We start from the raw sequence: 26458 nt of genomic DNA, 5'->3' as shown, positions 1-26458 counted from the left end.
GGGTTATCGCTCCTTATAGGTTTCGTTTAGAAAATCGAAATACCAATCATAATCCCGCTCCTTCTGGAGCCTCAAGTGTGTAAGTGTCTCGTCCACCGAAATCCACCAATTACACCTGTACCGTCTATAAAACTTCTTTTCATTCAACAGCAAGGCGTGTTGCATAACCTTCCGGACATCAGTGTGTTTATGGATTTTCAAGAAGAACAACCATCGCTCCAAGGACTCAATTCTGTACTCATCAATGACAATTTGTGCTACAAGCCATTCAACGCCGTTTATACCTTGGGCCAGCTTATCCAAAAGAATTTCATTTCCGGCATTGATCGTAGCTTCATTCGTTTTATGCCAGTGTTGGAAACTTTTCACCCGCTTACTCCTCCTTGGCGGTCAATCCATTCCAGAAGGGCGGATTTTTTAATTCTTCGCGACTTGCCGACCGAAAAAGACTGGATTCCACCCGACTCCACTTTTAAGCTACAAAGCCCGTAGACTGTATTTCTTGAAATCCCTAGAAAGCGGGCCACTTGCTGCGGGTTTAAAATGTCAGGCAGAGACTCCGTGTGGATTAAGTTATCGCGCTCCAAATCTTATCGCCTCCTTTTCTTTCCAGATACTCGTTTCGTGTACTTGGTCCCTAAAAAAAAGAGTCCAATCAAATTCCATGACCGATGCGATTTTTTTTGCAGTCGGAACGCTTGGGACTCTTTCCCCCTGCTCAATTGAAGCAAAGGTTGTTCTGGCAAGGCCGGCTGCATCAGCAACTTCTTTTTGAGTCAAACCGGCAGCGTTTCGCTTATTCACCAGCCATTCACGTCTCATATTCTCCCTCCCTCCTCAATGACTCGAAGTGCGTATTCAAAATATACTACTCATTACGAGTCATGTCAACACCTATTTACACAGTGCGCGTCACATGTTATACTACACATATAGCGTAGTTATTCTTTTTTGGTGAGAGGATGTTTAGAAGTGATGTTTCATGAAAGATTGAAGAATTTACGCGAAGAACGTAAGATTCGCCAAATGGATGTCGCAAGCAAGATCGGCATTGCACGTACAACTTACGCAAGCTATGAACAAGGTTTTAGGGAACCGGATCAGTCTACCTTGCTTAAAATTGCTGATTTTTTCAAGGTTGACATTGACTACCTCTTGGGTAGAGCGGACACACCTTTTTCAAATCCTTCATCGCATGACCCTCTAAATGATCCGGAAATGCAATTATTCTTCAAAGATTGGGACAAGCTTTCACCTGAACGTCAAGAGGAAGTCAAAGCATTCATGCGTGCTCAACTTCGTATTCAAGAAGAAATCAATAACCATAAAAAATAGTCAGGGATAACCAATTAAATGGTATCTCCCTGCCCAAAAACAGAACATAGGTTCTTGTAAAAGGGGACTGCTGGATGAACCTGGATAAATATACTACAACCCATCTTGAAGACTTTGTTAACCTTCTTTATTTCAATAAAGGGGTAACAAAACCTGAGCAGTTAACCATCAGTCATCTCTCAAGTGTTCTTGATGTAACTGTTAATTTTGGGGTGATAAGTTTTGCATATGAAAAAAGGGGTCAAAAGATTATATACATAAATGAAAAACTTTCAGATGATGAAAAGAGAATTGATTTTTTTCATGAGCTTTGCCACATCTACCGGCATGAAGGAAACCAGTTAAACATGCACAAAATGATGAAAGAATGGCAGGAGTGGGACTGTTTTAATTTTTCGCTTTATGCATCTATGCCAATATTCATGGTCAGATCAATGAGTTTGCCTGCAGCTCAAGAAGACATAGCACTTTTTTTCTCCAATTTTTTTCATGTGAGCTATGAACTGGCGGCGCTGCGTGTAATACAAATCTTCCGAAGAATTAATCAACTTGCCTGACGAAGGAGGAATTTTTTTGAAAGGATCTTTTCGGAAGCGGGGATGCAAATGTCCTAAGGACAAGAAACGTTGTACCTGCGGCGCTACATGGTCATTTAGGATTGATATTGGTATTGATCCAGTAACAGGGAAAAGAAGACAAAAGGAGGGGTATGGATATCGAACGAGAGCTGAGGCAGAGGATGCAGCGGCTAAGGTTTATGCTCAAATATTAGAAGGCAGCTACGTTGCTGAAAAAAATATCTTATTTAAAGATTTTGCCCCGATCTGGCTTGAATCATATGAATCAAGTGGGAGGGTTAAAGCAAGCACAGTTGAAATTCGGCGAAAAAAACTCAATGTTCTGCTGAAATGTTTTGCGAATGTGCAAATGAAAGCAATAACAACGATGATGTATCAATCCGTTCTTGATGATTTGGCAAAAAAGTACGCCAGAAAAACTGTTGCAAGTGTCCATGAGGTTGCAAGCTTAATTTTCAAGAAGGCAGTTGAAATGGAAATCATAGCCAAGGACCCCACTCGCAAAGCCCAGGTTCCTTTTATCCAAAAGACTCTTGAAGAAGTGGAAGCGGAAGAAGAAGTACCTAAGTATCTCGAAAAAGATCAACTACAGATTTTTTTGAATGCTGCAAAAAATAATCCTCAGAGATACGCAGTTTTTTTAGTACTCGCATATACAGGCTTGCGCGTGGGTGAACTTATTGCACTGAAATGGAAAGACATCGACTTCGAAGAAATGACTATAAAAGTAACGAAAACACTTTTTAACAAGACTGGAAAAAATACTGACTTCACTCTAACGCTGCCAAAAACGAAAAAGTCGAAACGGACCATCGATGTTGATGAAACGGTTATCTCTGAGCTAAAGAAATTGAAACAATGGCAGAAACTTATCAAAATGAAATATAGAAGCACTTATCAAGATTTTGATTTTGTTTTCGTGAATGACAAAGTAACATACCCCGGTTATCCGCTCCAAGATCAAACTGTTTGGGCAGCAATGAAGAGACTTTTAAAGCGTTCTAACTTGCCAACAAACCTTTCGCCGCATTCTTTGAGGCATACTCACACATCTTTATTAGCTGAGGCCGGCGCAAGCCTTGAGACTATAATGGAGCGCCTGGGTCACGAATCTGATGTATTAACAAAACGTGTATACCTGCATGTGACTAAAGCATTAAAGAAAGAAGCCTCTCAAAAGTTCAGCGAACTAATGAAAAGCCTCTCATCATGATAATGTTTGCTTAATGTGGGCAATTCGTGGGCAACATCATTTCCCCAATCTGTAAACCCCTTGATTTATAAGGACTTTCCTATTACAAAAAAGGAGGTTCTTCCTCACATTTTATTTAATTGTGAACTTCGGCAATCGTTCCCGCCGGCGGTTCATAACCGCCCATCTGCCGGAAACGAATCCCTTTCTGCTCCATTAACGCGCCGACCTTCTCGCTGTCCTTCGGATATGCCCGGTGATAGATGATCTCGGTAATCCCGCTGTTCGCCAGCATATTGGAGCAAGTCCAGCATGGCTGGTCCGTCACATAAACGACCGAGCCTTCCCGGTCCTCCCGGTCGGTGAAAAGCAGCAAATTTTGCTCCGCATGAATCGTACGGATGCAGCGCTGTTTCTTGACCACCTGCTCCTGCCCTTCCGACTGGACAAGCTCATACTCCTCTACCAGCATGCAGCCGGCTTCCGAGCAATCCGAAACGCCCGAGGGCGCTCCGTTATAGGCAGTCCCCAGCAGCTTCTTGCCTTGAACCAGCACGGCCCCCACATGACGCCGGTTACAGCGGGAACGGGTCGAGGCCATATACGCAATATCCATAAAATACGTGTCCCAGTCCTTGCGGCGTGCCATGGCGAATCTTTCCCCTTCCTCTTACTGCTGGCTGGCCTGGATCGCTTGATCCAGATCATAGAGGATGTCGTCGATGGACTCGGTGCCGATCGACAAGCGGATCATGCCTGGCGCTACGCCTGCCGCCGCCTGCTCTTCGCTGGACAGCTGCTGGTGCGTCGTGCTTGCAGGGTGGATAATCAGCGACTTGGAGTCTCCGACGTTCGCCAGATGGGACAGCAGCTTCACAGCGTTGATCAGCTTGCGGCCCGCTTCGAGGCCCCCCTTGATGCCGAAGGTGAGGATAGCGCCTTGGCCTTTGGGCAAATATTTGGCAGCGAGCGCATGCGAGGCATGGCTTTCCAGACCTGCGTAGCTGACCCATTCCACCGACGCGTGCCCTTCGAGATATTTGGCGACGGCCAGCGCGTTGGAGCTGTGGCGCTCCATGCGCAGGTGAAGCGTCTCAAGACCTTGCAGCAGCAAAAACGAGTTGAACGGCGAGATGGAGGCTCCCATATCACGCAGCAATTGGACGCGCGCTTTGATGATATAAGCGATCGGTCCGACCGCATCCGTATAAACCACACCGTGGTAGCTAGGGTCAGGCTGGGTGAGGCCCGGGAATTTGTCGTTGGCCTTCCAATCGAAGCGGCCGCCGTCTACGATGACGCCGCCGATGGACGTGCCGTGTCCGCCGATAAATTTAGTCGCCGAATGCACGACGATGTCTGCGCCATGCTCGATAGGACGGCACAGGTACGGGCTCGGGAACGTGTTGTCCACGATCAGCGGAACACCATGCTCATGAGCGATGGCCGCCACGGCCGCAATGTCGAGCACGTCGCCGCGCGGGTTGCCGATCGTTTCGGCGAACACCGCTTTCGTTTTGTCCGTAATCGCCTGGCGGAAATTTTCCGGATCGGACGAATCGACGAACTTGACGTTAATGCCAAGCTTCGGCAGCGTGATCGCGAACAGGTTATAGGTGCCGCCGTACAAGCTGGCTGAGGAAACGATCTCATCTCCCGCTCCGGCAATATTCAAAATCGAATATGTAATCGCCGCCTGGCCGGATGCCGTTGCAAGCGCGGCCGGCGCGCCTTCCATCGCCGCCACCCGCTTCTCAAACACATCCGTGGTCGGATTCATGATGCGGGTGTAAATATTGCCGAATTCCTTCAAGGCGAATAAATCGGCGGCATGATCGGTATCCCGGAAGCCATAAGATGTGGTTTGGTAAAGAGGCACTGCTCTGGACATCGTAGCCGGATCAATCTCTTGGCCGGCATGCACTGCTAAAGTTTCCAAGGCAAGCTTGCGTTCTGACATGAACAAAATCCTCCTTAAAGGTGGCAAGTTTTGGTTACTATCGTCTCTATTGTCGCATATTCCTAGTAAAAACGAAAGCGGTCGCCGCTAGTTTGCCAGATTTCGTCTCTTGCCTTTTAGGGTACGACCGTAACGAGCGGCTCCAGTTTTTTAAACGTCTGAGCTCCGATGCCCTTGACCTCCTTAAGCTGCGTGACGGAGCGAAACCCGCCCAGCTTCTTGCGCAGCTCGATAATTGCCTGCGCCCGACTGGGGCCGATACCGGGCAGCGCGTCCAGCTGCTCGGCGGTCGCCCGGTTCAAGTCCAGCTTGCCGTCCGAAGCCGCGCTGGCGGAGCCTGCGGCGGCCGGTTTGCCGGCCGGAACGCCCCCTGCTGCAGCCGCCTCTTCATTTCCCGCCCCGCTTCCGGCTCCCGTACCGGCGGCAGCTGCCGGGCCGCTCCCCGTGATCCCTGCCCCTGCCGAGACAGGAAGAGAGCCGTTTGCTTCCGGCATCCCGTCAGCGGCTCCATCGGGGCTCGGCTCGCTGACGCCCGCTTTCCCGCCGGCTGACGAAGCAGCCGCTCCGTCTCCTGCCTCCGGCTTTGCCGGCTCGCCGCTTGTCCTGCCGCCTCCCGGCTGTCTCTCCTTGGAGCTTGTCTTGGCCGCATCCGGAGCTGTTCCCCGCTCCTCTCCTTGTTCCTGCAGCAGCTGGCGCATCGCGTCGTCTACCGCGACAAACCCCGCCTCCGGGCCTGCGGCCAGCACAAACCTGAGCGCAAGCGCAATAACGAGCACGGCGGCCGCTCCCGTCACGATCCACCACAATCCCGACGTCCCGACAGACCGATGCATGGACATAAGGCTCCTCCCTTCATTTGGAAAAAATAAGGCATAAATGAAAACTCCCCTCGATATAATGGAAAAAGGCTGCAGTCTAAACAGGGGGGATGATCATGCGAGTAGGAGTCATAGGAACAGGCAGCATGGGAAGCATACTCATCGAAGCGTTTATCCGGTCCGGTGCGCTTAACCCGGAACAAGTCGTCGCTACCAATCGCACGCTGTCCAAGGTCGAGCGGTTGGCCGAGCATATTCCGGGGCTGCAGGTGGCCCGTTCCAATAAAGAAGCAGCTGGCGGGTCAGACCTCTTGTTTGTATGCGTGAAGCCGCTGGAGTTCAAGGCGGTCCTCGACGAGATCCGGCCCGTCGTCACCGCAGATCAGCTGCTTATCTCAATCACCAGTCCCGTGCTGATCCGCCATCTCGAGGAACAGCTGCCCTGCAAAATCGCCAAGGTCATTCCAAGCATCACGAATTACGTGCTCAGCGGCGCCGCTTTATGCATATATGGCAACCGGATGATGCCCGAAGACGAGGTGCTGGTCGAAAACCTGCTCTCTCACATCGGGTCGCCGATTCGCGTGTCCGAGCAGTATACCCGGATTTCCTCCGATCTGAGCAGCTGCGGTCCGGCCTTCTTGTCCTATTTCATTCAGAAATTTACCGAAGCGGCCGTCCATGCCACCGGCATCTCGGAGCAGGAGGCGATTCTGCTCGCCAGCGAGATGACGCTCGGCACCGGCAAGCTCCTGACGACAGGAGGCTTCTCTCCGGCCGCGCTGCAGAAACGGGTCGCCGTGCCGGGCGGCATCACCGCAGAAGGTCTCCGTATAATGGAAAAAGAGCTGGGCGGGGTCTTCTACGACCTAATCCGCACAACTCATGCCAAATACGATGAAGATGTGGAAAAGGTGGAAGCCCGCTTCTACGGAACTAAGGTTGACTAGAACGCGATGCTTTCACGTCTTTTCCTTATGAACCGCAGGGCCGGCGCCGCTTGGCGCCGTCCTTGCGGTTATTTGTTTATCCGTCCTCTGCCCGCTGACTTAGCCGACGACGATATTGACAAGCTTGCCTTTCACGACGATCACTTTGCGGACCGTCTTGCCTGCTGTCGCATCCTTCACTTTATCCAGTCCGAACGCCAGCTCCTGCAAAGCCGCCTCATCGGCGTCAGCAGCGACGCGCGCGCGGTCGGCGATTTTGCCGTTCACCTGAACGACGATCTCGACTTCATTGTCGACGGTCCAGGCTTCGTCATAAACCGGCCATGCCGCATAGGTCACGCTCTCGCTGTGGCCGAGCTTCTCCCACAGCTCTTCCGCCAAGTGCGGAGCAAGCGGGGACAGCATCTGCACAAACTGCTCCATCGCCGCTTTGGGCAGACGGTCCGTCTTATACGCTTCATTGACGAAAATCATCAGCTGACTGATCGACGTGTTGAAGCGTAGCGCCTCGTTGTCCTCGGTCACTTTCTTGATCGTCCGGTGCCAGACGCGCTTGAACGTTTCGCTGCCGAGCTCTTCCGCCGCATCGATCTTTGCGCTCAAAGCGCCGTCTTCGCCAACGAACAGCCGCCATACCCGGTTCAGGAAGCGGTACGTGCCTTCCACGCCGTTCACGTTCCAAGGCTTCGTAGCTTCCAGAGGCCCCATGAACATTTCATACATGCGCAGCGTATCCGCGCCATATTCGTTTACGATCTCATCCGGATTGATGACATTGCCGCGCGATTTGCTCATCTTCTCGTTGTTTTCACCGAGGATCATGCCCTGGTTCACAAGCTTGTGGAACGGTTCCTTCGTCGCTACGACGCCGAGATCGTACAGCACCTTGTGCCAGAAGCGCGCATACAGCAAGTGAAGCACGGCATGCTCCGCGCCGCCGATATACAGATCGACCGGCAGCCATTTCTTCTGCAGCTCAGGCGAGCAAATCTCCTTATCGTTCCGCGGATCGATGAAACGCAAGTAATACCAGCAGCTGCCGGCCCATTGCGGCATCGTATTCGTCTCGCGGCGCGCCTTCTGTCCGGATACCGGATCGACGGTCTCGACCCATTCCTTGACGTTGGCCAGCGGCGATTCGCCGGTGCCCGACGGCCTGATCTCATCGACCTGCGGCAGCAGCAGCGGCAGCTGATCCTCCGGCACCGTCGTCATCGTGCCGTCCTCCAGATGGAGGATCGGGATCGGCTCGCCCCAGTAGCGCTGACGACTGAACAGCCAGTCGCGCAGCCGGTACGTCACCTTGCCTTGACCTTTGCCGTTCTCCTCCAGCCATTCGATCATCTTGCCGATCGCCTGCTCATTGTTCAAGCCATTGAGAAACTCCGAGTTCACATGAGCCCCGTCTCCCGCATAAGCTTCCTTGGCGATATCTCCGCCTTCCACCACCTGCACGATCGGCAGGTCGAACTGCTTGGCGAACTCCCAGTCGCGCTGGTCGTGACCCGGCACCGCCATAATGGCGCCCGTGCCGTAACCGGACAGCACATAATCCGCGATCCAGATCGGCACCTGTGCGCCGCTGACCGGATTGATTGCATGCGCGCCGGTGAAGACGCCCGTCTTATCCTTGGCCAAGTCCGTACGCTCCAGATCGCTCTTGCGCGAAGCGCGCTCCTGGTACTCGCGCACCGCGTCCGCTTGAGCTGCCGTGGTGATCTTGGCTACCAGCTCATGCTCGGGAGCCAGCACGCAATACGTCGCGCCGAACAGCGTATCCGGACGGGTCGTGAATACCTTCAGGCCGTCGCCGTCATGCCCTTGAATCGCAAAGGTCGCTTCCGCGCCCTTCGACTTGCCGATCCAGTTGCGCTGCATATCCTTGATGCTCTCGGACCAGTCTAGCTCCTCGAGATCCTCCAGCAGCCGCTCGGCGTATTCGGTGATGCGCAGCACCCATTGGCGCATCGGCTTGCGCACGACCGGATGGCCGCCACGCTCGCTCAGACCGTCGATAACCTCTTCGTTGGCCAGCACCGTGCCCAGCGCCGGACACCAGTTGACGGCGACTTCATCTACGTAGGCCAAGCCTTTTTTGTACAGCTGGATAAAGATCCACTGCGTCCACTTGTAATATTCGGGATCGGTCGTGCTGATCTCGCGGTCCCAATCGTACGAGAAGCCGAGCGACTTGATCTGACGGCGGAACGTATCGATATTTTTCTGTGTGAAGTCGCGCGGATCGTTGCCCGTATCGAGCGCATACTGCTCGGCGGGAAGACCGAATGCGTCCCAGCCCATCGGATGCAGCACGTTATACCCGCGCATCCGCTTGTAGCGCGAGACGATATCCGTCGCCGTGTAGCCTTCCGGATGCCCGACATGCAGTCCGGCGCCGGACGGATACGGAAACATATCGAGGGCATAGAACTTCGGCTTGGAGTCATCCTCCAGCACCTTGAATGTTTTGTTGCTATCCCAATACTGCTGCCATTTCGGCTCAATCGCCTGCGGGTTGTAGCCCTGATTGTCTCTGTTGTCCTGTGCCATAGCTTAAGCTCCTCCTTCAATTTCAAGCAAACAAAAAAGCCCCCGCCGCTAGCTTGCGCTAGGGACGAGAAGCTTGAACACTCCCGTGGTACCACCCTAGTTGACGGCAGGCATGCTTTGCCTCTCGTCCACTCGATCCCCTTAACGCGGGGCGCACGATCCGGTTACGAACGACGCGCATCGACATGACGCTCATCTTCGTTAGCCTTCTGGCTCCAGGACGAGTTCGCAAGAAGCGCCGCCGCCGGTTCGCACCACCCACCGGCTCTCTGATCGCGGAACAATTCAAGCTACTATTTCCTGTCACTGCCTTCCTATCCATGCAATTACTCATCATTATATGTAAAAGAAATCCCGCCTGTCAAGCACAGAGCCTGACCACGGCGGGATTCCGTCTTTCTTGCGTCTGCTTCATGACAGATGGCAAACGATCTGCACCATTTTTCCCGCCAGCGAAAGGGGGATCAGCCTGCGCATGCGCCTCTTGAACGTCGCGAGTCCGGTAACGCCCGGCTCGCGGAGCGTACCGGCGACGTTCTCCCAATCGCAGAACCAATGTCGGTGCGCCTTGCATTCTCCTCCCGCGAATAAACCATCTAAAAACCGCATCACAGCTGCAATTGCCGGATTAGCCTCCGCCCCGTTTGACCATACTAGAACACAAAACGGTATGGAGGGTCTTTTATGCGCGGACTTGTCAATGGTCTTCTGCTGTCCTTGCCACTGTGGGGAATTCTGCTTGGTCTCCTGCAGCTGGTGCTGCATCTGTTATAGCGGCCGTCCGCGAAATGGACAGGCGAGGTTCGGCAGTTCCCCGCGCTGTGCGTTCCGCCGTCCCGGCTTAGGTTTGCGGCTCCTCCTTCGGTTTAGGTTTCATCGCCACATAAAACGCCCGCTCCGTTTCCTCGGTCAGTCCCATCCAAGTGAAGTCGGCATACGCCGCCACCTCCGCAAACCCGGCCTTCCGCAAGCATGTTTCGATCAGCTCGGACGAATAAGCCCGCTGCACATGGGTTTCATCCACCCGGTAAAACCGCTCCCCGGTCCATGTCCTGCTTTCCCCTTGCCCGGCTTGCCGTCCCTCTTCCTTCACGAAGACGGTCAGCGCATGCTCGATCTCGCACCGTTCCTCGTCGAATTCGCTCGTCCATATGTAAGCCACATCGTCCTCATTCATGAGGAATGGCTGGGATTCCGCATAGGAGCGCAGCTGGTAAGGCGTGTGCATATCAAAAATAAACAGGCCGCCCGGAGCCAGCGCCTCATAGGTATGCCTGAACGCCGACATCAGCTCCTCCGGCTCCAGCAAATAATTGAAGCAGTCGCAAAAGGAGATGACTGCGTCCACCTGTCTGCCAACCGACCATTCCCGGATATCCTGCTGGAGCAGCAGCAAGCTGCCTCCTTTGGCCGCCGGCTCGCGTCGCGCGGCTTCGTCCGCCTTGTCGCGGGCGATCGCCAGCATATCTTCGGACAGATCGATGCCGATCACCTCCAGCCCAAGCTGCGCCAGCGGCACCGACAAGCTGCCCGTCCCGCAGCCGAGGTCAACGACCGTCCGGGGCTGCCCGTGCTTTTGCCAGCATCCGGCGGCAAACTCCAGCCATTCCTCGTACGGCATGTCTTCCATCAGCCGGTCGTACACATAAGAAAATTGCTCATAAGCCAAGCTCGACCCCCTCCTTCTCATTCGCGTTAACGCCAAGGCATTGCTCCATTAACAGGCTCATGCCAAAAGAAAACCGGCTGCAACCTTTAAGAGTCGGCAACCGGTGTTTGATCTTCCTGTTTTAAATACGTCCAGCTGCCTTCCTGGTACACAAGCCCTTCCTTCAGCAGCTTGCCGAGCGCCCGTTTAAAGGCCGACTTGCTCATGCCGAAGCGCTGGCTGATCAGGTCAGCAGGCGTTTCGTCGGAGTATGGCATGGCCGCATTGGGCCGTTCCCGGAGAAACGCAAGCAGCTTCTCGGAATCTTCATCACGCACGGTTTCCTTGCGTCCGCGCATCGACAAATTCACATTGCCGTCCTCACGGACGAAGGCAACGCGCACCTCGACGCTTTCGCCCAGCCGCAGCAGGCGCGTACGCTCTGTCGCGTGGATCAGCCCGATCACGCCGAAGCCCAGCACACCCGCGTCGCAAACCACGAACGAACCCATCTGCAGCGGCTTGTACACGCGCGCCTCAACAACGCGGTTTTTCCAAGCCTGGGGAGCGGGCACGCACAGCTTGCGCAGCTGCTCCTCGCCGGCCAGTCTGGCAACAAGCCTGCCTTGGCGGTCATGCCCCAGCACAACGAACACGCGGTCGCCTACCTGAGGATGCAGCTCCCTCAGCTCGGGCAGCTCCCGGAAAGGCAGCAGCAGATTGCGGCCAAGGCCCATCTCCAGGAAGCAGCCGAACCGCGGATGAATATCCACAACTTCCAGCAGCGCAACCTCGCCCAAAGCGACAAGCGGTTTGCGCAGCGTAGCGGCCATCCGGTCTTCCGTATCGTGAAACAGGAAGGCTTCCACCTTCTCGCCCACTTTGACGGCCGCTCCATTTGTTTCGCTATAGTGCAGCAGCACGTCCATCGTCCCGTCAGTCAGGAAGTAGCCGTGAGGCGATACCTCACGGGCGACCTCGAGCCGACGGTAGGTTCCGGCTTCCAGCGTCATACTCGCTCAACCACTTTCGCATCCGACCACAGACGCTCGATATTATAGTACTCCCGCTCGTCCCGGTGGAAAACATGCGCTACGACATCGCCCAGATCGATCAGCACCCAGCGTGCCGTGTCCATGCCTTCCAGGCCGCGTACCTGCGTTCCTTCCTGCTCCGCCCGTTTGCGGATTTCGGTAGCAATCGCTTGTACCTGCGTCTCGGAATTACCGTGGCAGATGACGAAATAATCGGCAATCAAGGAGATGCCGCGCAGGCTGAGCGTTACGAGATTCATCGCTTTTTTGTCTTCGGCTGCGTCTACGACGAGCTTCATCAGTTCCTCCGGTTGTATGGTCATTCATGTTCCTCCCTTGAGTTTCCGTTCAAGTCCCAGCCGCAGCTTGGCGCTCCAGCTCGGCTATCAGACCGTTGCGCGCCGCCAGCGTCAGCGGGTAGATGCGTTTCCCCTTGTCCAGCAGGAAGCGGATCGTCCCGTCAAAGCCCGCAAGCAGCGCTCTCTCTAGACTATGTTCGGCTTCTTGACGAATAATATGCACGTGCGGGAAATCCCGGCCCGGCTCCATATAATCCGCCAGGCAGACGACCTTGTCCAGGCCCGTCATAACCTCGCGCCCCGACGTATGATACCGGATTGCATCCAGCACCGCCTCATCCGTCACACCGTAACGGGTTTTGGCGACCCACGCCCCGGCATGGGCATGCCACAGCTCCTTGTCGTAATCCAACAAGTCGGCCGGCAGCCCGTTCGCACGAATGATCTCGGCCTGCTCGTCCGTGCGCCAATACTTGCATACATCATGCAGGATGGCCGCCAGCTCCGCCTTGACCGGGTCTTCGCCGAACCGGTTCGCAAGCAGAACCGCCGTCTCCATCACGCCGAGCGTATGCGCCCAGCGCCGCTCCGGCATCTGCTCCTTCACGGAGGCGATTATGTCCTCACGGTTCATATAATCGGTTCACCTCGATATACTTGTTTACCCGGTCCGGCACCATATACCGCACGGGCAGCCCGGCAGCCCGGCGTTCGCGGATCAGCGTCGACGACAGCTCGATCTGCGGCATCGACGCAAGCCGGAGTGCGGTGCGGATATACGGCGGCAGCTCGTCCGCTCCCGCGTCGTAGCCCGGCCGCTGCAGGCCTACGAAAGTAACCAGCTTGGCCAGTTCTTCAATCCTTACCCACTTGGGCAAATATCGGACCATGTCCGCCCCGATAATATAATAAAATTCATGTCCGGGATGCCGGTCCCGTAGCAGCAATACCGTCTCGATGCTGTACGATACGCCGCCCTTCTCCAGTTCGACGGCCGTCGTCCTGAACCGGTCATGTCCCTCTACGGCCAGACGAACCATCTCCAGCCGCTGCTCGGCAGCGGCCGCTCCCGTTGACTGCTCCTTGTGCGGAGGCACATTGGCCGGCATAAACCACACCTCGTCCAGCTCCAGCTCCTCGCAGACGCTTTGCGCCGCCAGCAAATGTCCGATATGGATCGGATCAAAGGTGCCTCCCATGAGCCCAATCTTCATACGGTCCACCTCTTCGCCCATGAGACTTTCCTGCGACTTTCCTTCGTGTGAAAGACCGGTGATTAACGCGCGGCCTGCGTCCGATCGGGGTTTCCACTCGCTGTTTCTACTCCGCATCGGCTCCCCAGCCTCTTGTTCTCCAAGCTTCCAGGCCCGCAGGCTTCGGCCCCTAAGGAAGCTCGATCGTCTTGTGATCGCGCGATTCCTTGTACAGCACGATCGTGCTGCCGATCACCTGCACCAGTTCAGCCTCCGCGCCGGCTGCCAGCTCCTCGGCTATTTCCTTGCGGTCGTCGGAGTTGTTGTTCAGCACGGAAACCTTGATCAGCTCCCTCACTTCGATCGCCTCGGCGATGTGGCGGATCAGATGATCGTTGACGCCGCCTTTGCCGACCTGGAAGATCGGGTTCAGATGATGCGCTTGCGCGCGCAAATAACGTTTTTGTTTGCCAGATAGCATGTAGTCGATTCCCTTCTTATATACAATGGCTCATTGCTTTTTTTAGCTGTCGAACGAAGCCAGCACCACTTCGCGCATCGCTTCGATAGGCGCAGGCTTGCCTGTCCAATATTCGAAAGCATAGGCGCCCTGATAAATAAACATGCCGAGACCGCTGTGAATGACAGCGCCGCGCTGATCGCGGGCGTCTCGCAAAAACTTCGTCAGCATGGGGTTGTACACCAGGTCGCTGACTACCGTATCCGCCTGGATCAGCGCAGCGTCCATAGGCGATTCATCAACATGCGGATGCATGCCGACGGACGTATTGTTGACGATCAGCGCGGCCTCGCCGGCCAGCCGGCCAAGCTCATCGAGGCCATGGCCCGAGACGCTGGCGAAGCTGCTCATCGAAGCAGCCAGCTCCTCGGCCTTCGCTTTCGTACGGTTCGCAATATAAATATGCGCCGCGCCTTCCTTGGCGATCGCGTAGCCGACGCCGCGGGCCGCTCCGCCCGCGCCGATCATCAGCACGTTGCGGCCGCGCAGATCAAGCCCCGTCTCTTCCTTCAGCGACCGCATATAGCCGATGCCGTCAGTATTGTAGCCGATCAGCTTGCCGTTGTCATTGACGATCGTATTGACGGCTCCGATGATCCGCGCGCCTTCGTCAATCTCGTCCAAATAATCCATCACTTCCAGCTTGTGCGGGACGGTGACGTTAACTCCCCGGAACTGCAGCGCGCGGATGCCCGCTATCGCATCCTTCAGCGTGCCCGGCAGGATATGAAATGCGCCGTAAGCCGCGTTAATCCCGCTAACCTCGAACGCCCGATTCAGCATAACCGGCGATTTCGAATGCCGGATCGGATCGCCGAATACGCCGAATAATACCGTGTGGCTGTCCAGCTTGGTCTGCAGCGTCCCGCGTTCCTTTGTTTCCTGAAGCTCCCCCATACGCGTCTCTCCTCTTCGTCCGGCGCTTCGAACCGGCCCGTTAAATCAACGATTCCCTCAAGACGACCTTGACGCCCTTCGGCACATGAATGACCAGATCGGCCCCCGCCTCGCTGTTGGCCTTGATCCAGCCGATTCCGGATATCGAGACGTCCATCGGCTTCCCCTTGGGGATGCGGAGCGTATGCTTCGCCAGCGGCGGCAGAAGCTCCAGATCCTCCAGCGACGGCGGAGCGAGCATCACGCCCCTGTGCTCCCGGTACAGCTCATCGGCCCTCTCCAGCTTCGTCCGATGCGCGCTCAGCGCATTGGAGATATAGAAGGTGAAGGACTGCCGCTCGCCCTGCACGAAGTCAAAGCGCGCCAAGCTGCCGAAAAACACGGTCTGCTTCTCGTTAAGCTGGAACACCAGCGGCTTGAGCGGCTTGTCCGGCATCAGCTTCATCAGATCCTTCTTGCCGACAAGCTCCGTCATCCGGTGCTTATACACGATGCCCGGCGTGTCGATGATCGAAGAGCCGTCATCCATCGGTATTCTTACCAGATCAAGCGTCGTGCCGGGATAGAGCGAGGTCGTCAGCTCCGCGTCCAAATCGCTGTAGTCGCGGATCAGGCGGTTGATCAAGGTCGACTTGCCTACATTGGTCGCTCCGACGACATAAATATCGCGGCCTTCCCGGTGCTCCTCGATCGCTTCAATCACACGCTCGAAGCCCATATTTTTTTTGGCCGAGCAGAGCACGACTTCCACAACGCGCAGCCCGGCTTCCTTCACCTGGCGCTGCACCCAGTTCAGAATCCGGTTGTAATTCGTCACCTTCGGCAGCAGATCGATCTTGTTGACGACAAGCACGATCGGATTTTGCCCGACGAAGCGGGCGAGGCCAGAAATCATGCTGCCTTCGAAGTCGAACAGATCGACGATGTTCACCACCAGCGACTTCGTGGAGCCGACATGGGTCAGCAGGCGCAGGAAATCATCCTGATTCAGCGTAATGCTCGACGATTCATTGTAATTTTTGATGCGGAAGCAGCGCTGGCAGATCAGCGGCGCGCGCGTCAAGGCCGAAGCGGGCACATAGCCCAGCTTCTGCGCATCCTCCGTCTGCAGCCGAACGCCGCAGCCGGAGCAGGAATCATGTTCCTGTTGAGTTTTTTCCAGGTCAAACGTCATACGGTCCCTACCTTTTCATAATCATTAGTGCGGCCTTCTCGATTCTCCGGTTCACCTTGGTAAAAAAGCCCTCGTCGGCAATCGCGATCGGACTTACCAGAATCGTATACAGCCCAAGCCGGTTGCCGCCCAGCACGTCGGTCAGCATCTGGTCGCCGACGACGACGGCTTGCTCCGCCTGCAGGTTCATCAAGCTAAGCGCCTTGCGAAACGACGCATGAGTCGGCTTCTTAGCCTGATAAATAAAAGGCAGGGATAACGGCTCAGCGAACTTGGTTACTCGATCCCGCTGATTGTTCGACACAATGACGACCTGAAAGCCGAGCTGGCCGACTACCTTCAGCCAATCGATCAGTTCAGGGGTCGCGAGCGGCGCCTTGGCCCCCACCAGCGTATTGTCCAAGTCCGTTATGATGCCACGGTATCCCTGCTTCCACAACATATCCAATTCAATTTCATAGATGCTGTTCACATGTTCGCGCGGAATAAGCATTTTCAGCAAAGCATTCACCTCAAGAAGCAATAGCTATATACGCAAACTATACCATACTTGTCCTTTTTTTCAAAGAACCGTTCCAGACGGCGGCAAAATCTTGCGTCCGAAACGCATGCGAGCCAAGCAAGAGCAGCAAGGCCTCCGTCTCTATAGACGGGGCCTTGGCTTCATGCATTCATATGACGGTTTATCCGGCCTACATCTGCGAGCGCAGCCGCTCGACGATTTGGGTCGTCTGACGAAAATCCTCTTCGGTAATGTCCTCCTTGCCGTACTTCGCCTTCTCAAAGTGGGTCAGCACGATATCCAGCTCGCCCTTCATCCAGCGGCTCTTGGCGCTCCAACGCCTGACCGCTTCACGCAGCGTCTCATGCTCTTCCCGGACATAGCCATGCCGGCGGAAGATGCGCAGCAGCCGCTCGCATTCGACGATCAGCTTCTGCTTCAGCAGCGAGGCCCGGCGCCGTCTCTTCCGCTCGCGCAGCAGATCGATCAGCTGCCAGCGCCAGATGGCGAAAAGCAGCAGCGCGGCGGCAGCCAGGATCACGCTTCCGATAATGTAATAATGAGGCTTAACCGCCGTCTCCGTCTCCAGCGGAGCCGTGTCGGCCGGCGGTGTTACGGCGCTTGCATCGACTACCGGCTCGATCTCGGGAAGCGCACGCGGCATCGAGAACCCGGCAGTAGGCTCGAACGGAATCCAGCCGTAGCCGCTGAAATATACCTCCACCCAGGAATGCGCGTCCGAGTTGCGCACCGTATACCGGCCGGCGGCATCCGGATTCATCAGTTCCTCGGGCATCAAGCCGAAGCCCTGCTGATCGATATCGGGCGAACCCGAGGAGTATCCCTTCACCCAGCGAGCAGGAAGACCTGCCGAGCGGGCGAGCACCACCATGGAGGTGGAGAAGTAATCGCAGTAGCCCTGCTTGACTTCGAACAGGAACCGGTCGACAAAGTCGCGGCTGGTTCCTTTGGTCAGATCGGGCTTGTTCGTATACGAGAAACTGGACGACAAGTACTGCTCGATCATCTTGGCTTTATCGTAGTCGTTCGTTGCCGTCTTCGTGATGTCTTGCGCAAGCGCCCGCACCCGCTCCGGCAGCTGATTCGGAAGCTGCAGATAGGGCGCCATCGCCACTCTCACCTCAGCGCTCGGCACCTCACGCGGAAGTTTGCGGAGCGCCTCCTCGTCGATAATCGGAACCTGCGAGACAATCGTATACGTTTGCGGGTAAGGGAAGCGTTCGCTGTACCTCAGCTCTCCCTGGGAAGCCGACCACCCGAGCGCCTCGAAGCCGGCCCGGCCGCCGTTCAGCTCCACTACCTTCTGGGCGGCGAATGCTCCGAACAGCACCGGGTATTTCTCCTCCGTCAGCAGAGTGACCGTCTGGGTCACCTCCAGCGTTTTCATCTGATCGCCCGGCAGGCGCAGATCGGATGCGAGCGTGCTGTCAGCCCTGACCTGGGTCCAGGAGCCGCGGTCCTGCTCGGTCTCCTGCCAGCCTCGTCCGGTGTATAGAGACAACGTCTCCCCCCGCCAGTAGCCGCGATGCGTCGTGTCGACGGTCATGACCGGCGTGTAATCGAACTGGAACCCGCTGCCGAGAAACCGGTCATTGCGGCTATAGCCGGACGATGCGTCCATCGCATCCACAGTAGCGGACACCTGCACGCCCTTGCCCGTAGAGAAATTCATCGGCTCGCCCCGGTAAGCCCGCCACGCCGTATACGGGTCTGTAAACGTCGGCTGAACCTCGGGCATCGCGATCCCGATCAGCAGCGTGATCACGATCATGCCGGTAACCGGCACCGCGATCGATAACGGGTAGTCCGCCAGCTGTCTCCACGCCGCCGGGTCCTTGTCCTTCAGCCGGCGGAAATGGGCGAGAATGACCAGGAACAGCCCGCAGCCCACCATAACCGCCACTTGCGGCCACAGATACACCGACGAGAAAGAGTCGCGGATGCAGAGCGCCAGGACGCTGGCCACAAGCAGGAAATAAATGCGCCACTTGGATTCCACCCACCAGATCATGGCGAGATAAGCGACCCAGGCCCCAAGCCCGAACCAAAGATAAGGCGTAAGCTCATACAAGTTCAGAAACAGCTTGGAAGAGAAAAAGCTGCCTAGCGTCATCGGCTCGATAACCTCGTATCTCTCCAGCACCTTCGTCTGAATGACGATTATTCCTATCAGCTGCAGCCCTCCGCGCAGCATCCAATGTATCCAGGGAATATGCTCCAGCACCGCCACGAGCAAGAGCGTCAGCTGGACGATAAGAACGGTTTCGGGGAGCCACCAGAAGTCCTCCTTCTGAAACCACAAAACAAGCTGCAGCAGGAAAACGCCGCTTAGCAACACGGTCAGCCGGTGAGGCCACTCATCGAACAGCAGCCTTGTGCGCCAATTCATCGCTCTGCCACTCATGCCAGCCTCCCCCCGAGCTGCGCGGGAAGCTCGCTTAATTGCTGGATCGGATAACAGGCTATGCCGCGGCTGCGGAGCTGCATGACCCACCCTTCGTGACGGACGGCGGGCGGAGCGATCCAAATATGGCAGGGGTTCATCTGCTGCTGCTTCAGCCATTGCATCAACTGCAGCATCGGCTCGCCGGACACGGCGCTAATAATCGTGATGAAGCTGCCGGGAGACAGCTTCTGCGCCTTATCCTTCAAGACCGAGCGCACCGGAAACGGGCAATCCGCCTCCACATCAATCAGATGCTGCAAAACCAGCTGATGCTGATGCTGTCCCTGGCGGGCCTCATAGAAGGCAGGTTCCTTGCCGCTTGATATAAGACCGAGAGAAAGTCCCCGCTGCGAGCCGTATTGAAAGAGCGAAGCCGCGGTTGACACCGCCAGCTCGAATTGCTCGGGATCTTCATAAGCCTGCTCTCCCCGGTCAAGAACGACATAGGTCCGGGGCAGCGATTCCCGCTCGAATTCCTTGGACTTCCACGTGCCTGTCTTTGCCGTCGCATTCCAGTGAATTCTTGAGATACGGTCGCCGTATATATACTCGCGGACGCCGTTGATCTGGGTCGTCTCGCGAACCGCCCGCGTCGTGGACGAATGATGATTCGTCCCTTTCATCATCTGATTGTACTGCTGCCATTCCCTTATAGAAATCGTCTGGGGCAGCACGGAAATATGCTGCGCCAGCTCCACCTCGCCCCTGTGCTCGAACAAGCCGAATATATCCTCAGTCACGCATTCGATCCGCTCGAACGTATAGTGCCCCCGGCGCAGGGCCGGCGTCTTGTATTCCCAATCGGCCCGCCGCCGCCAATCCGGCACCAGCGTCGTCTCGAACGTCAGCTCGCGTCCGTTTTTATGAACCAGCCGATCCTTGACAAATACATACGGGATCGGCCAAAATCCCGGAATCGCCAGCTGCACCTTCACACCAAGCGCCGTTCCCGCTTCGAAGCTGGCGCTTCCTTCAGCGGCCGGCATCGTCCGCGATCCGTGGGTGCGCTTGATTCCGCTCCATTGGCCGAGCAGCAGATAAACGCTGAGCAGCAGCAGCACTACGAACAGCATCAGCGCGAGCTTGCCGCCCTGGAACAGGAGAAATCCGAGACTGCCAAGCAAGGCGGCGCTGACAGCCCAGAATTTGCGCCCGTAACGCGGGCGCCCGGTCCATTTATGAACTAGCGTCCTCATGGCATCACTTCTCCCAACGTACGGGCACCCTCACTTGCTGGAATACCGACTGCAGGACGGAGGAAACGGACGCTCCTTCCATGCGCGCTTCCGCCTGCAGGATGAGCCGGTGCCCCAGCACATACGGCGCCAGAAATTTAATATCATCGGGGATTACATAATCTCTCTGCTGCAGCAAGGCATAAGCCTTGGACGCCTGGACGAGCGCCAGCGTCGCCCGCGGGCTTGCCCCCAGGTAGACGGCCGGATGCTCGCGCGTCGCCCGCGTGATGCCGACCAGATAAGCGGCCACGGCTTCGTCCAGGTGAACCTGCTTAACCTGCAGCTGGAGCGACCTGATCTGCTCCACGCTGGATACCGCCTCCAATCCTTCGAGAGGATGCGACACGCTTTGGGAAGCAATCATCCGGGTTTCCGTCTCCGCATCGGGATAGCCGAGGCTGAACTTCATCATGAAGCGGTCGAGCTGAGCCTCGGGCAGCGTGTACGTCCCTTCGAAGTCGATCGGATTTTGCGTAGCCAGCAGCAGGAACGGCTTCGGCAGCTCATGCGTTTCTCCGTCCACGGTAACGGACCGCTCCTCCATGGCTTCCAGCAGCGCGGACTGCGTCTTCGTCGTAGCCCGGTTAATCTCGTCGGCAAGCAAAATATGCGTCATGATCGGACCCGGCCGGAATATAAAAACTTCATCCTTCGGATGATAGATAGATACGCCCGTAATATCTGTAGGCAATAAGTCCGGATTGCACTGGATGCGGCGGAATTGGCCGTGAATCGACTTGGCAAGCGCTTTAATGAGCACGGTTTTGCCCGTCCCCGGCACGTCTTCCAGAAGCACGTGACCTCCTGCGAGCATAGCTGTGAGCAATAATGAAATTTCATCGGATTTCCCGAGAATGCAGGATTCCAAGTTGGTTTGTATAAGCTTCAACGCTTGTACATCGTCTCGAATCATCGTTTCCATCAGCCGTTCCTCCTTTGATGTCGCCCGGGTAAGCGTGTTCGCCCATACAAAAAGGATATACGTAAACAACAGTACAAAGATTCGTTTGCATGGTTTACTTACCATTGTAACGGATACCAAAAACACCGTATACGTGTAAAATTCATGAATTTGTTTGGAGAAATGCAAAAAAGCTCCCTCACAGGAGCTTTTTTCGCCGTTTTATTACTCGTAGCCGTCCGTCGTCCAGCCTCAGCCTTGCGGCTTGAATACCAGCGCAGCCAGGAAGGAGAAAATAATCGCCGCGGAAATACCGGCGCTGGTTACCTGAAATATGCCGGTAATAATGCCGATGGCTCCGTGGTCCTTCAGCTCGCTGAGCGCTCCGTTGACCAGGGCGTTGCCGAAGCTGGTGATCGGCACCGTCGCGCCGGCGCCCGCGAACTCGATAAATTGGTCGTACAAGCCTTTGTCCTTGTATGGGATCGCTTCGACGAGCGCCCCGGCCACGACGAGCGTACTCATCGTATGAGCCGGCGTCATCCGGAAAACGTCGATCATAATTTGGCCGACCACGCAGATGGCTCCCCCGATCAGGAACGCCCACATAAATTGCATCCAGTTCATGTCGCTACACCCCGCTTTCGATGGCAACCGCATGCGCGATGCCCGGAATACTTTCGCCTTGCTGGAAGGAAAGCGGCGACAGCAGTGCGCCGGTCGCGACTACAAGAACCCGCTTCAGCTCGCCCTTCCTCAGCTGCTTGTACAGATGCCCATAGGTCACGGTTGCCGAGCAGCCGCAGCCGCTGCCGCCCGCCTGCACCTGCTGCTTGTTCACATCGTAGATCATAAGCCCGCAATCCTTGTAGGTCGTATTGCCGATCGGAACATGATGCTTGTTCATGAGGTCGACCGCAATATCATAGCCGACCGTAGCCAAATCCCCGGTGACGATCAGATCGTAGTAGCCCGGATCACGGTCAAAATCGCGGAAATGGGACTGCAGCGTATCCACCGCCGCCGGGGCCATGGCCGCCCCCATATTAAAGGGGTCCTTTATCCCCATATCCACGACGCGGCCGATCGTCGCTCCCGTCACCACCGGACCGCCGCCCTGCTTGCCGATGACGGCGCAGCCGGCGCCGGTGACGGTATACTGGGCGGTCGGCGGCTTCTGGGAGCCATACTCCGTCGGGTAGCGGAACTGCTTCTCGGCCGTGCAGTTATGGCTGCATGTTCCGGCCATCGCAACCTGGGCATAGCCACCGTCGACCATCATCGCAGCGATAGCCAGTCCTTCCATCGAAGTGGAGCATGCGCCAAAGATGCCGAGGTAAGGCGTCTGCATCGTACGGACGGCGAAGCTATTGCTGATGATTTGATTGAGCAGGTCGCCGCCGACGTAGAACTGGATTTGCTCCTTCGTCAGTCCCGCATGCTGCGTGGCAAGCTTGGCGGCATCCTCCAGCATCTTCTTCTCGGCTTTCTCCCAGCTGTCCTGAGCCAGCATCGTATCCTTGTGAACGATATCGAATTCATTGCCCAGCGGCCCGGCCCCTTCGTCCGGCCCTACTACCGTCGCCGTGGCCAAAATAACGGGTTTGCTCGGAAATTCCCAGCTTTGGTGCCCCTTCAGCATGTCATTGCCCTCCTATGCCGAGCATCCAGTGAACCATGCCGACAATAAAAGCCGCCACCACGCCGAACACGATGACCGAGCCGGCCAGCTTGAACATATTGCCGCCTACGCCAAGCACATAACCTTCGCTCTTATGCTCCAGCGCGGCCGAGCATACGGAGTTGGCGAACCCGGTAACCGGTACGGCTGAGCCGGCCCCTGCCCACTGGGCGAGCTTGTCGTATACCCCGAAGCTTGTCAGCAGCACGGAGATGAAGATAAGAACAGCCACCGTCGGATCGCCGGCCGTCTTCTTATCGAAATCAAACCAATGCATAAACCCTTCCTTGATCAGCTGGCCGATAATGCAAATCACGCCCCCGACCAGGAAAGCGCGCAGACAGTTCCGGAATACCGGCCTGGCCGGCTCCCGCTGCTTGGCGAACTCCTGATACTCCTGCTGGGTCCATGTCAGCTTTTTCATTTTAGACTTTGTCGACATATGGGCGGCTCCTTTCGTTTGCTCATGGGTATGTGGGTTGGAGCGGACTTGGGACGGACTTACTTACGATTTGAGCAGCGGCTCGGCCTCCTGGACGATCCGGGCCATGCGCGCCGCGGCGTCCTCGTACATCGTTTTGGCGGATGGATTTTTGGTGCTCAGTCCGAAGAGCGTCAGATCGGCCTCGCATTTCTTCAGCGTCGCAAGCAGCAAAGGCTTCGCGCTCGGCTTCGGAACCTGAAGCGTATCATCATACAGATCGACCGTCAGCTGTCCGTAGCTGTCCGCTTGAGCAAGAAACACGTTCTCTACCGTTACGCCTATCTTCTCCAGCTCCGTCTGCAGCCATTCCCTGCTGAAACCGCCCGATGCCAGCTGCTCGTCCATGATATTGCCGTCCACGATAACGGCCTGAGGTTGTTTCTCCGGCGCCACCTTGATTCCGAGATGCTTGGGCGTGAGAGGACGATTCTCTCTGGTCAACAATACGTTCAGGTCGCCGCTTGTCTCCAGGATGGCAAATTCCACATCGGCAAACTGGAACACATTTTTTCTCCTGAGCTGCTCCATCAGCTCGTCTGCCGTATAACGTTCTTTCTTCAGATTGTCCTCCAGCACCTTTCCTTCTTTGATCAGAATCGTGCCCCGGCCTTCCATCCATTCCCGAAGACGTTCGCTCTTGAGCGTCAGTGCTTCGATCCCGAACGGAATCAGAAACCAGACAGCGATCGCGATAAGCCCATGAGTAATATGAGCCTCCAGGTCCGTGGAAATGAATCCGGCCAGCTCCCCGATCGCAATCCCGACTATATATTCGAAGAAGGTAAGCCGCGAAATTTGCTTTTTACCGAGCAGACGCGTAATGGTGAACAAAATCACGACTGCCGCAAACGAACGTACGGCAATATGCAGCCAATCTGCCAAATCGATTCCTCCTTAAACTCCCGTCATAAATCCGGTTGAACCTGCAGGCGAGCCTGTATGTAGCGTTGCCAGTCTCGGGAAAATTATGATACGATCGCAGCGATCCTAGCTGGATGTTATTTACATTCATGGATTCTCTTCCTGTGTACATATTAGAGGCGGGAGGTGATTCGAATGACAGTAGCATCGCAGGTAAAAACGACGCTCGCCTCGCTCAAGAGCGCACAAGCCAGCCTCGAAACCTTCGCCTTGGGCACCCAAAATCAGGAGGCCAAAACGATGTTCGAGAACTGCGCGAAGCAAACGCAGCAAATCGTCGATCAGGTCAATATGCGAGTCCAGCAATTGGAGAACGAGGAGCCGCAATATAAAGGCTTCTAGGAGTCCGGTCAATAACATGCGGCCTGCGGCCGATCGGGGATTCCACGCGCTGATTCAATTTCCCGTCGGCTCTCCGGCTTCTTGATCCCCGAACTTCTACGCCCTCCTGCAGGAACCGCTCAGCGGCCCGGACGCAGCAAAGCCCGCAAGCTTTCTTCCGAGAAAGACTGCGGGCTTTGTCTTGCTTAACTCCACACCAATAGAAGCAGCAAAATCAACAGAATGAACAGCAGCAGGATGACCAGCATGGATCCATGGACTCGCATCGATTGTTCCTCTCTTCTCTCGGGTCATTAGAGCGGTCTTTGTATGGTATGCCGGACCTTAAGCATGGGGATACGGACAACAGCCCATATGAAAGCGGCAAGCCGGGAATGAATTCGGGGAACAGGCTCTCTGTTCACGCTCAGAAAACAGTGATATAATAGCATTGTTAACGTGAACAATGTAAGTTATTACGCCTTTTTCAGGAGGTTTTCTTATCTAATGGCCATTCTTACCGAAGAGAAGCTGAACGCATTTATTCATGAAACCGTACGTCAAACGCCGGTAACCGACATCCATACGCATCTGTTTGCCGAATCCTTCGACGATCTGCTGCTGTGGGGCATCGACGAGCTTCTGACTTATCATTATTTGATCGCCGAGATGTTCCGTTTCCACCCGGACCTACCTTACGACACCTTCTGGGGCATGAGCAAGCAAGAGCAAGCCGACCTGATCTGGCAGACGCTGTTTATTGACAACTCCCCTTACAGTGAAGCTTGCCGGGGCGTCGTCACCGTGTTGAACCGGCTTGGGCTTGATTTGTCTTCCCGCGATCTTGGTGAATACCGCAACTACTTCCGGCAAGTGTCCACCAGCGACTATATCGACCGGATATTCGAGTTGTCCGGCGTTCGCAGCGCCGTGATGACGAACGATCCGTTCGACGATTATGAACGCGCAAGATGGGAGAACGGGGCCGGCCGGCAAGATCCCCGCTTCCTGACCGCTCTGCGCATCGATCCGCTGCTGAACGGCTGGGATCAAGCTTATCTGGCGCTGCAGAAGCAGGGATATGCGGTAGCTCAAGACTTCTCCGGCGATACCGTAAGTGAAATTCGCCGCTTCCTGAAGGACTGGATCGCACGGATCGATCCGCTGTATATGGCCGTCTCGCTGCCGGATGACTTCGCTTACCCCGAGGCTTCCGTACGGGGCCGGGTTATCGACGAATGCATCCTGCCGGCTGCCCGCGAAGCAGGCATTCCGTTCGCCCTGATGATCGGCGTCAAGCGCCAAGTCAACCCGTCGCTGAAGTATGCCGGCGACAGTCTGGGCCGCAGCGATATCGGCGCGGTGGAGAGAATCGTAAGCCGCAATCAGGACGTGAAATTTCTGGTAACGATGCTGTCCCGCGAGAACCAGCACGAGCTTGCAGTCACCGCCCGCAAAAACCGCAATCTTCTGGTGTTCGGCTGCTGGTGGTTCCTGAACAATCCGAGCCTGATCGAAGAAATGACGCGGATGCGGCTGGAGCTGCTTGGCGGCAGCGTGATCCCGCAGCATTCCGACTGCCGGATTCTTGACCAGCTGATCTACAAGTGGGATCATTCCCGCGCCATTATCGCCAAGGTGCTGTGCGACAAATACGGCGACTTGTTCCGCGCCGGCTGGCGTCTGGAAGAAGAGGAGATCCGCCGCGACATCGCCGGCTTGCTCGGCGGCGCCTTCTGGTCCTTCCTCGGCAAACCCGATCCGGCACTGAAGGCTCAAGCCAGCCAATAAGGTA

The 26458-nt window shown here is 55.9% G+C and carries 29 protein-coding genes; 6 read left to right on the top strand and 23 right to left on the bottom strand.

Translation table 11 applies throughout. The features are described 5' to 3' along the window. Window positions 1-3: 3 nt before the first annotated feature. The 3 genes from BLR08_RS07540 to BLR08_RS07530 are packed head-to-tail and all read right to left on the bottom strand — an operon-like array spanning window position 4 to window position 822. The gene (locus BLR08_RS07540) at window positions 4-369 is read right to left on the bottom strand and encodes a hypothetical protein (RefSeq protein WP_083536745.1); all 366 of its coding nucleotides are present in this window, start codon (window positions 367-369) and stop codon (window positions 4-6) included. Then, window positions 366-587, bottom strand: a complete 222-nt coding sequence (locus BLR08_RS07535) for a helix-turn-helix domain-containing protein (protein WP_072328578.1) — start codon at window positions 585-587, stop codon at window positions 366-368. Before BLR08_RS07535 ends, BLR08_RS07540 begins: the two co-directional genes overlap by 4 nt. Then, window positions 574-822 (bottom strand): helix-turn-helix transcriptional regulator, encoded by a 249-nt coding sequence (locus tag BLR08_RS07530; protein ID WP_072328577.1) that lies wholly within the window; start codon window positions 820-822, stop codon window positions 574-576. The genes BLR08_RS07535 and BLR08_RS07530 overlap by 14 nt, the downstream gene beginning before the upstream one ends. A 153-nt stretch (window positions 823-975) precedes the next feature. On the opposite strand from BLR08_RS07530, the gene BLR08_RS07525 reads away from it, so the two are divergent. The 3 genes from BLR08_RS07525 to BLR08_RS07515 all read left to right on the top strand — a co-directional run bounded on the left by BLR08_RS07525 (window position 976) and on the right by BLR08_RS07515 (window position 3126). Beyond that, window positions 976-1335, top strand: coding sequence for a helix-turn-helix domain-containing protein (locus BLR08_RS07525; RefSeq protein WP_072328576.1), 360 nt, complete (start codon window positions 976-978; stop codon window positions 1333-1335). A 74-nt stretch (window positions 1336-1409) separates the two neighbouring features. Further along, window positions 1410-1892, top strand: coding sequence for an ImmA/IrrE family metallo-endopeptidase (locus tag BLR08_RS07520; RefSeq protein ID WP_072328575.1), 483 nt, complete (start codon window positions 1410-1412; stop codon window positions 1890-1892). 16 nt (window positions 1893-1908) lie between these two features. After that, the gene (locus BLR08_RS07515) at window positions 1909-3126 is read left to right on the top strand and encodes a site-specific integrase (protein WP_072328574.1); all 1218 of its coding nucleotides are present in this window, start codon (window positions 1909-1911) and stop codon (window positions 3124-3126) included. Window positions 3127-3241: 115 nt separating this feature from the next. On the opposite strand, the gene BLR08_RS07510 is transcribed toward BLR08_RS07515, so the two are convergent. From BLR08_RS07510 to BLR08_RS07500, 3 genes are all read right to left on the bottom strand, one after another. Beyond that, window positions 3242-3754: a deoxycytidylate deaminase gene (locus tag BLR08_RS07510; RefSeq protein WP_072328573.1), complete on the bottom strand. Its 513-nt coding sequence runs from the start codon at window positions 3752-3754 to the stop codon at window positions 3242-3244. A gap of 21 nt (window positions 3755-3775) precedes the next feature. Next, entirely contained in the window at window positions 3776-5065 is a 1290-nt protein-coding gene (locus BLR08_RS07505; protein WP_072328572.1) for a homocysteine synthase, read from the bottom strand. A 116-nt stretch (window positions 5066-5181) separates the two neighbouring features. Continuing rightward, window positions 5182-5904, bottom strand: coding sequence for a ComEA family DNA-binding protein (locus BLR08_RS07500; protein ID WP_083536743.1), 723 nt, complete (start codon window positions 5902-5904; stop codon window positions 5182-5184). A 95-nt stretch (window positions 5905-5999) separates the two neighbouring features. Here BLR08_RS07500 and comER point away from each other — a divergent pair, with 95 nt between their 5' ends. Further along, the gene (gene comER, locus BLR08_RS07495; RefSeq protein WP_072328571.1) at window positions 6000-6833 is read left to right on the top strand and encodes a late competence protein ComER; all 834 of its coding nucleotides are present in this window, start codon (window positions 6000-6002) and stop codon (window positions 6831-6833) included. Between the two features lie 99 nt (window positions 6834-6932). On the opposite strand, the gene leuS is transcribed toward comER, so the two are convergent. The 17 genes from leuS to BLR08_RS07405 form a co-directional block, all read right to left on the bottom strand. Further along, the gene (gene leuS / locus BLR08_RS07490) at window positions 6933-9383 is read right to left on the bottom strand and encodes a leucine--tRNA ligase (RefSeq protein ID WP_072328570.1); all 2451 of its coding nucleotides are present in this window, start codon (window positions 9381-9383) and stop codon (window positions 6933-6935) included. A gap of 841 nt (window positions 9384-10224) precedes the next feature. Beyond that, on the bottom strand, window positions 10225-11052 hold the full coding sequence (locus BLR08_RS07480) for a class I SAM-dependent DNA methyltransferase (RefSeq protein WP_072328568.1): 828 nt from the start codon (window positions 11050-11052) through the stop codon (window positions 10225-10227). A gap of 86 nt (window positions 11053-11138) precedes the next feature. After that, window positions 11139-12044, bottom strand: coding sequence for a CvfB family protein (locus BLR08_RS07475; RefSeq protein WP_072328567.1), 906 nt, complete (start codon window positions 12042-12044; stop codon window positions 11139-11141). After that, on the bottom strand, window positions 12041-12388 hold the full coding sequence (rsfS, locus tag BLR08_RS07470; protein WP_072328566.1) for a ribosome silencing factor: 348 nt from the start codon (window positions 12386-12388) through the stop codon (window positions 12041-12043). The genes BLR08_RS07475 and rsfS overlap by 4 nt, the downstream gene beginning before the upstream one ends. Before the next feature lie 25 nt (window positions 12389-12413). Beyond that, entirely contained in the window at window positions 12414-12998 is a 585-nt protein-coding gene (yqeK, locus tag BLR08_RS07465; RefSeq protein WP_072328565.1) for a bis(5'-nucleosyl)-tetraphosphatase (symmetrical) YqeK, read from the bottom strand. Further along, window positions 12988-13578, bottom strand: coding sequence for a nicotinate-nucleotide adenylyltransferase (locus BLR08_RS07460; RefSeq protein WP_072328873.1), 591 nt, complete (start codon window positions 13576-13578; stop codon window positions 12988-12990). The genes yqeK and BLR08_RS07460 overlap by 11 nt, the downstream gene beginning before the upstream one ends. Before the next feature lie 169 nt (window positions 13579-13747). Further along, window positions 13748-14038, bottom strand: a complete 291-nt coding sequence (yhbY, locus tag BLR08_RS07455) for a ribosome assembly RNA-binding protein YhbY (protein ID WP_072328564.1) — start codon at window positions 14036-14038, stop codon at window positions 13748-13750. Window positions 14039-14080: 42 nt separating this feature from the next. Continuing rightward, window positions 14081-14974 (bottom strand): shikimate dehydrogenase, encoded by an 894-nt coding sequence (gene aroE, locus BLR08_RS07450; protein ID WP_072328563.1) that lies wholly within the window; start codon window positions 14972-14974, stop codon window positions 14081-14083. Between the two features lie 40 nt (window positions 14975-15014). Further along, the gene (gene yqeH / locus BLR08_RS07445) at window positions 15015-16148 is read right to left on the bottom strand and encodes a ribosome biogenesis GTPase YqeH (protein WP_072328562.1); all 1134 of its coding nucleotides are present in this window, start codon (window positions 16146-16148) and stop codon (window positions 15015-15017) included. Between the two features lie 7 nt (window positions 16149-16155). Next, entirely contained in the window at window positions 16156-16650 is a 495-nt protein-coding gene (locus BLR08_RS07440; RefSeq protein ID WP_072328561.1) for a YqeG family HAD IIIA-type phosphatase, read from the bottom strand. Between the two features lie 190 nt (window positions 16651-16840). Beyond that, window positions 16841-19075, bottom strand: a complete 2235-nt coding sequence (locus BLR08_RS07435) for a transglutaminase TgpA family protein (RefSeq protein ID WP_072328560.1) — start codon at window positions 19073-19075, stop codon at window positions 16841-16843. After that, window positions 19072-20313, bottom strand: coding sequence for a DUF58 domain-containing protein (locus BLR08_RS07430; protein WP_072328559.1), 1242 nt, complete (start codon window positions 20311-20313; stop codon window positions 19072-19074). Before BLR08_RS07430 ends, BLR08_RS07435 begins: the two co-directional genes overlap by 4 nt. Window positions 20314-20317: 4 nt before the next feature. Beyond that, complete coding sequence (locus BLR08_RS07425) at window positions 20318-21277, bottom strand: AAA family ATPase (protein WP_072328558.1); 960 nt, start codon at window positions 21275-21277, stop codon at window positions 20318-20320. 231 nt (window positions 21278-21508) lie between these two features. After that, a complete protein-coding gene (gene spoVAE, locus BLR08_RS07420) occupies window positions 21509-21874 on the bottom strand; it encodes a stage V sporulation protein AE (RefSeq protein WP_072328872.1) in 366 nt (121 codons plus the stop codon). 13 nt (window positions 21875-21887) lie between these two features. After that, a complete protein-coding gene (gene spoVAD, locus BLR08_RS07415; protein ID WP_072328557.1) occupies window positions 21888-22898 on the bottom strand; it encodes a stage V sporulation protein AD in 1011 nt (336 codons plus the stop codon). 1 nt (window position 22899) lies between these two features. Continuing rightward, on the bottom strand, window positions 22900-23379 hold the full coding sequence (gene spoVAC, locus BLR08_RS07410) for a stage V sporulation protein AC (RefSeq protein WP_072328556.1): 480 nt from the start codon (window positions 23377-23379) through the stop codon (window positions 22900-22902). Between the two features lie 63 nt (window positions 23380-23442). Further along, window positions 23443-24303, bottom strand: coding sequence for a DUF421 domain-containing protein (locus BLR08_RS07405; protein WP_072328555.1), 861 nt, complete (start codon window positions 24301-24303; stop codon window positions 23443-23445). A gap of 174 nt (window positions 24304-24477) precedes the next feature. On the opposite strand from BLR08_RS07405, the gene BLR08_RS07400 reads away from it, so the two are divergent. Together BLR08_RS07400 and BLR08_RS07395 are read left to right on the top strand one after the other, a co-directional pair. After that, on the top strand, window positions 24478-24684 hold the full coding sequence (locus BLR08_RS07400) for a DUF1657 domain-containing protein (protein ID WP_072328554.1): 207 nt from the start codon (window positions 24478-24480) through the stop codon (window positions 24682-24684). A 486-nt stretch (window positions 24685-25170) separates the two neighbouring features. Then, entirely contained in the window at window positions 25171-26454 is a 1284-nt protein-coding gene (locus BLR08_RS07395) for a glucuronate isomerase (protein ID WP_072328553.1), read from the top strand. Window positions 26455-26458: the final 4 nt, after the last annotated feature.

The sequence above is a fragment of the Paenibacillus sp. cl123 genome, assembly GCF_900101595.1.
Taxonomy (GTDB): Bacteria; Bacillota; Bacilli; order Paenibacillales; family NBRC-103111; genus Paenibacillus_G.
Note: the sequence above shows the minus strand (reverse complement) of the source record. Positions and strands in the feature narration are given on the sequence as shown.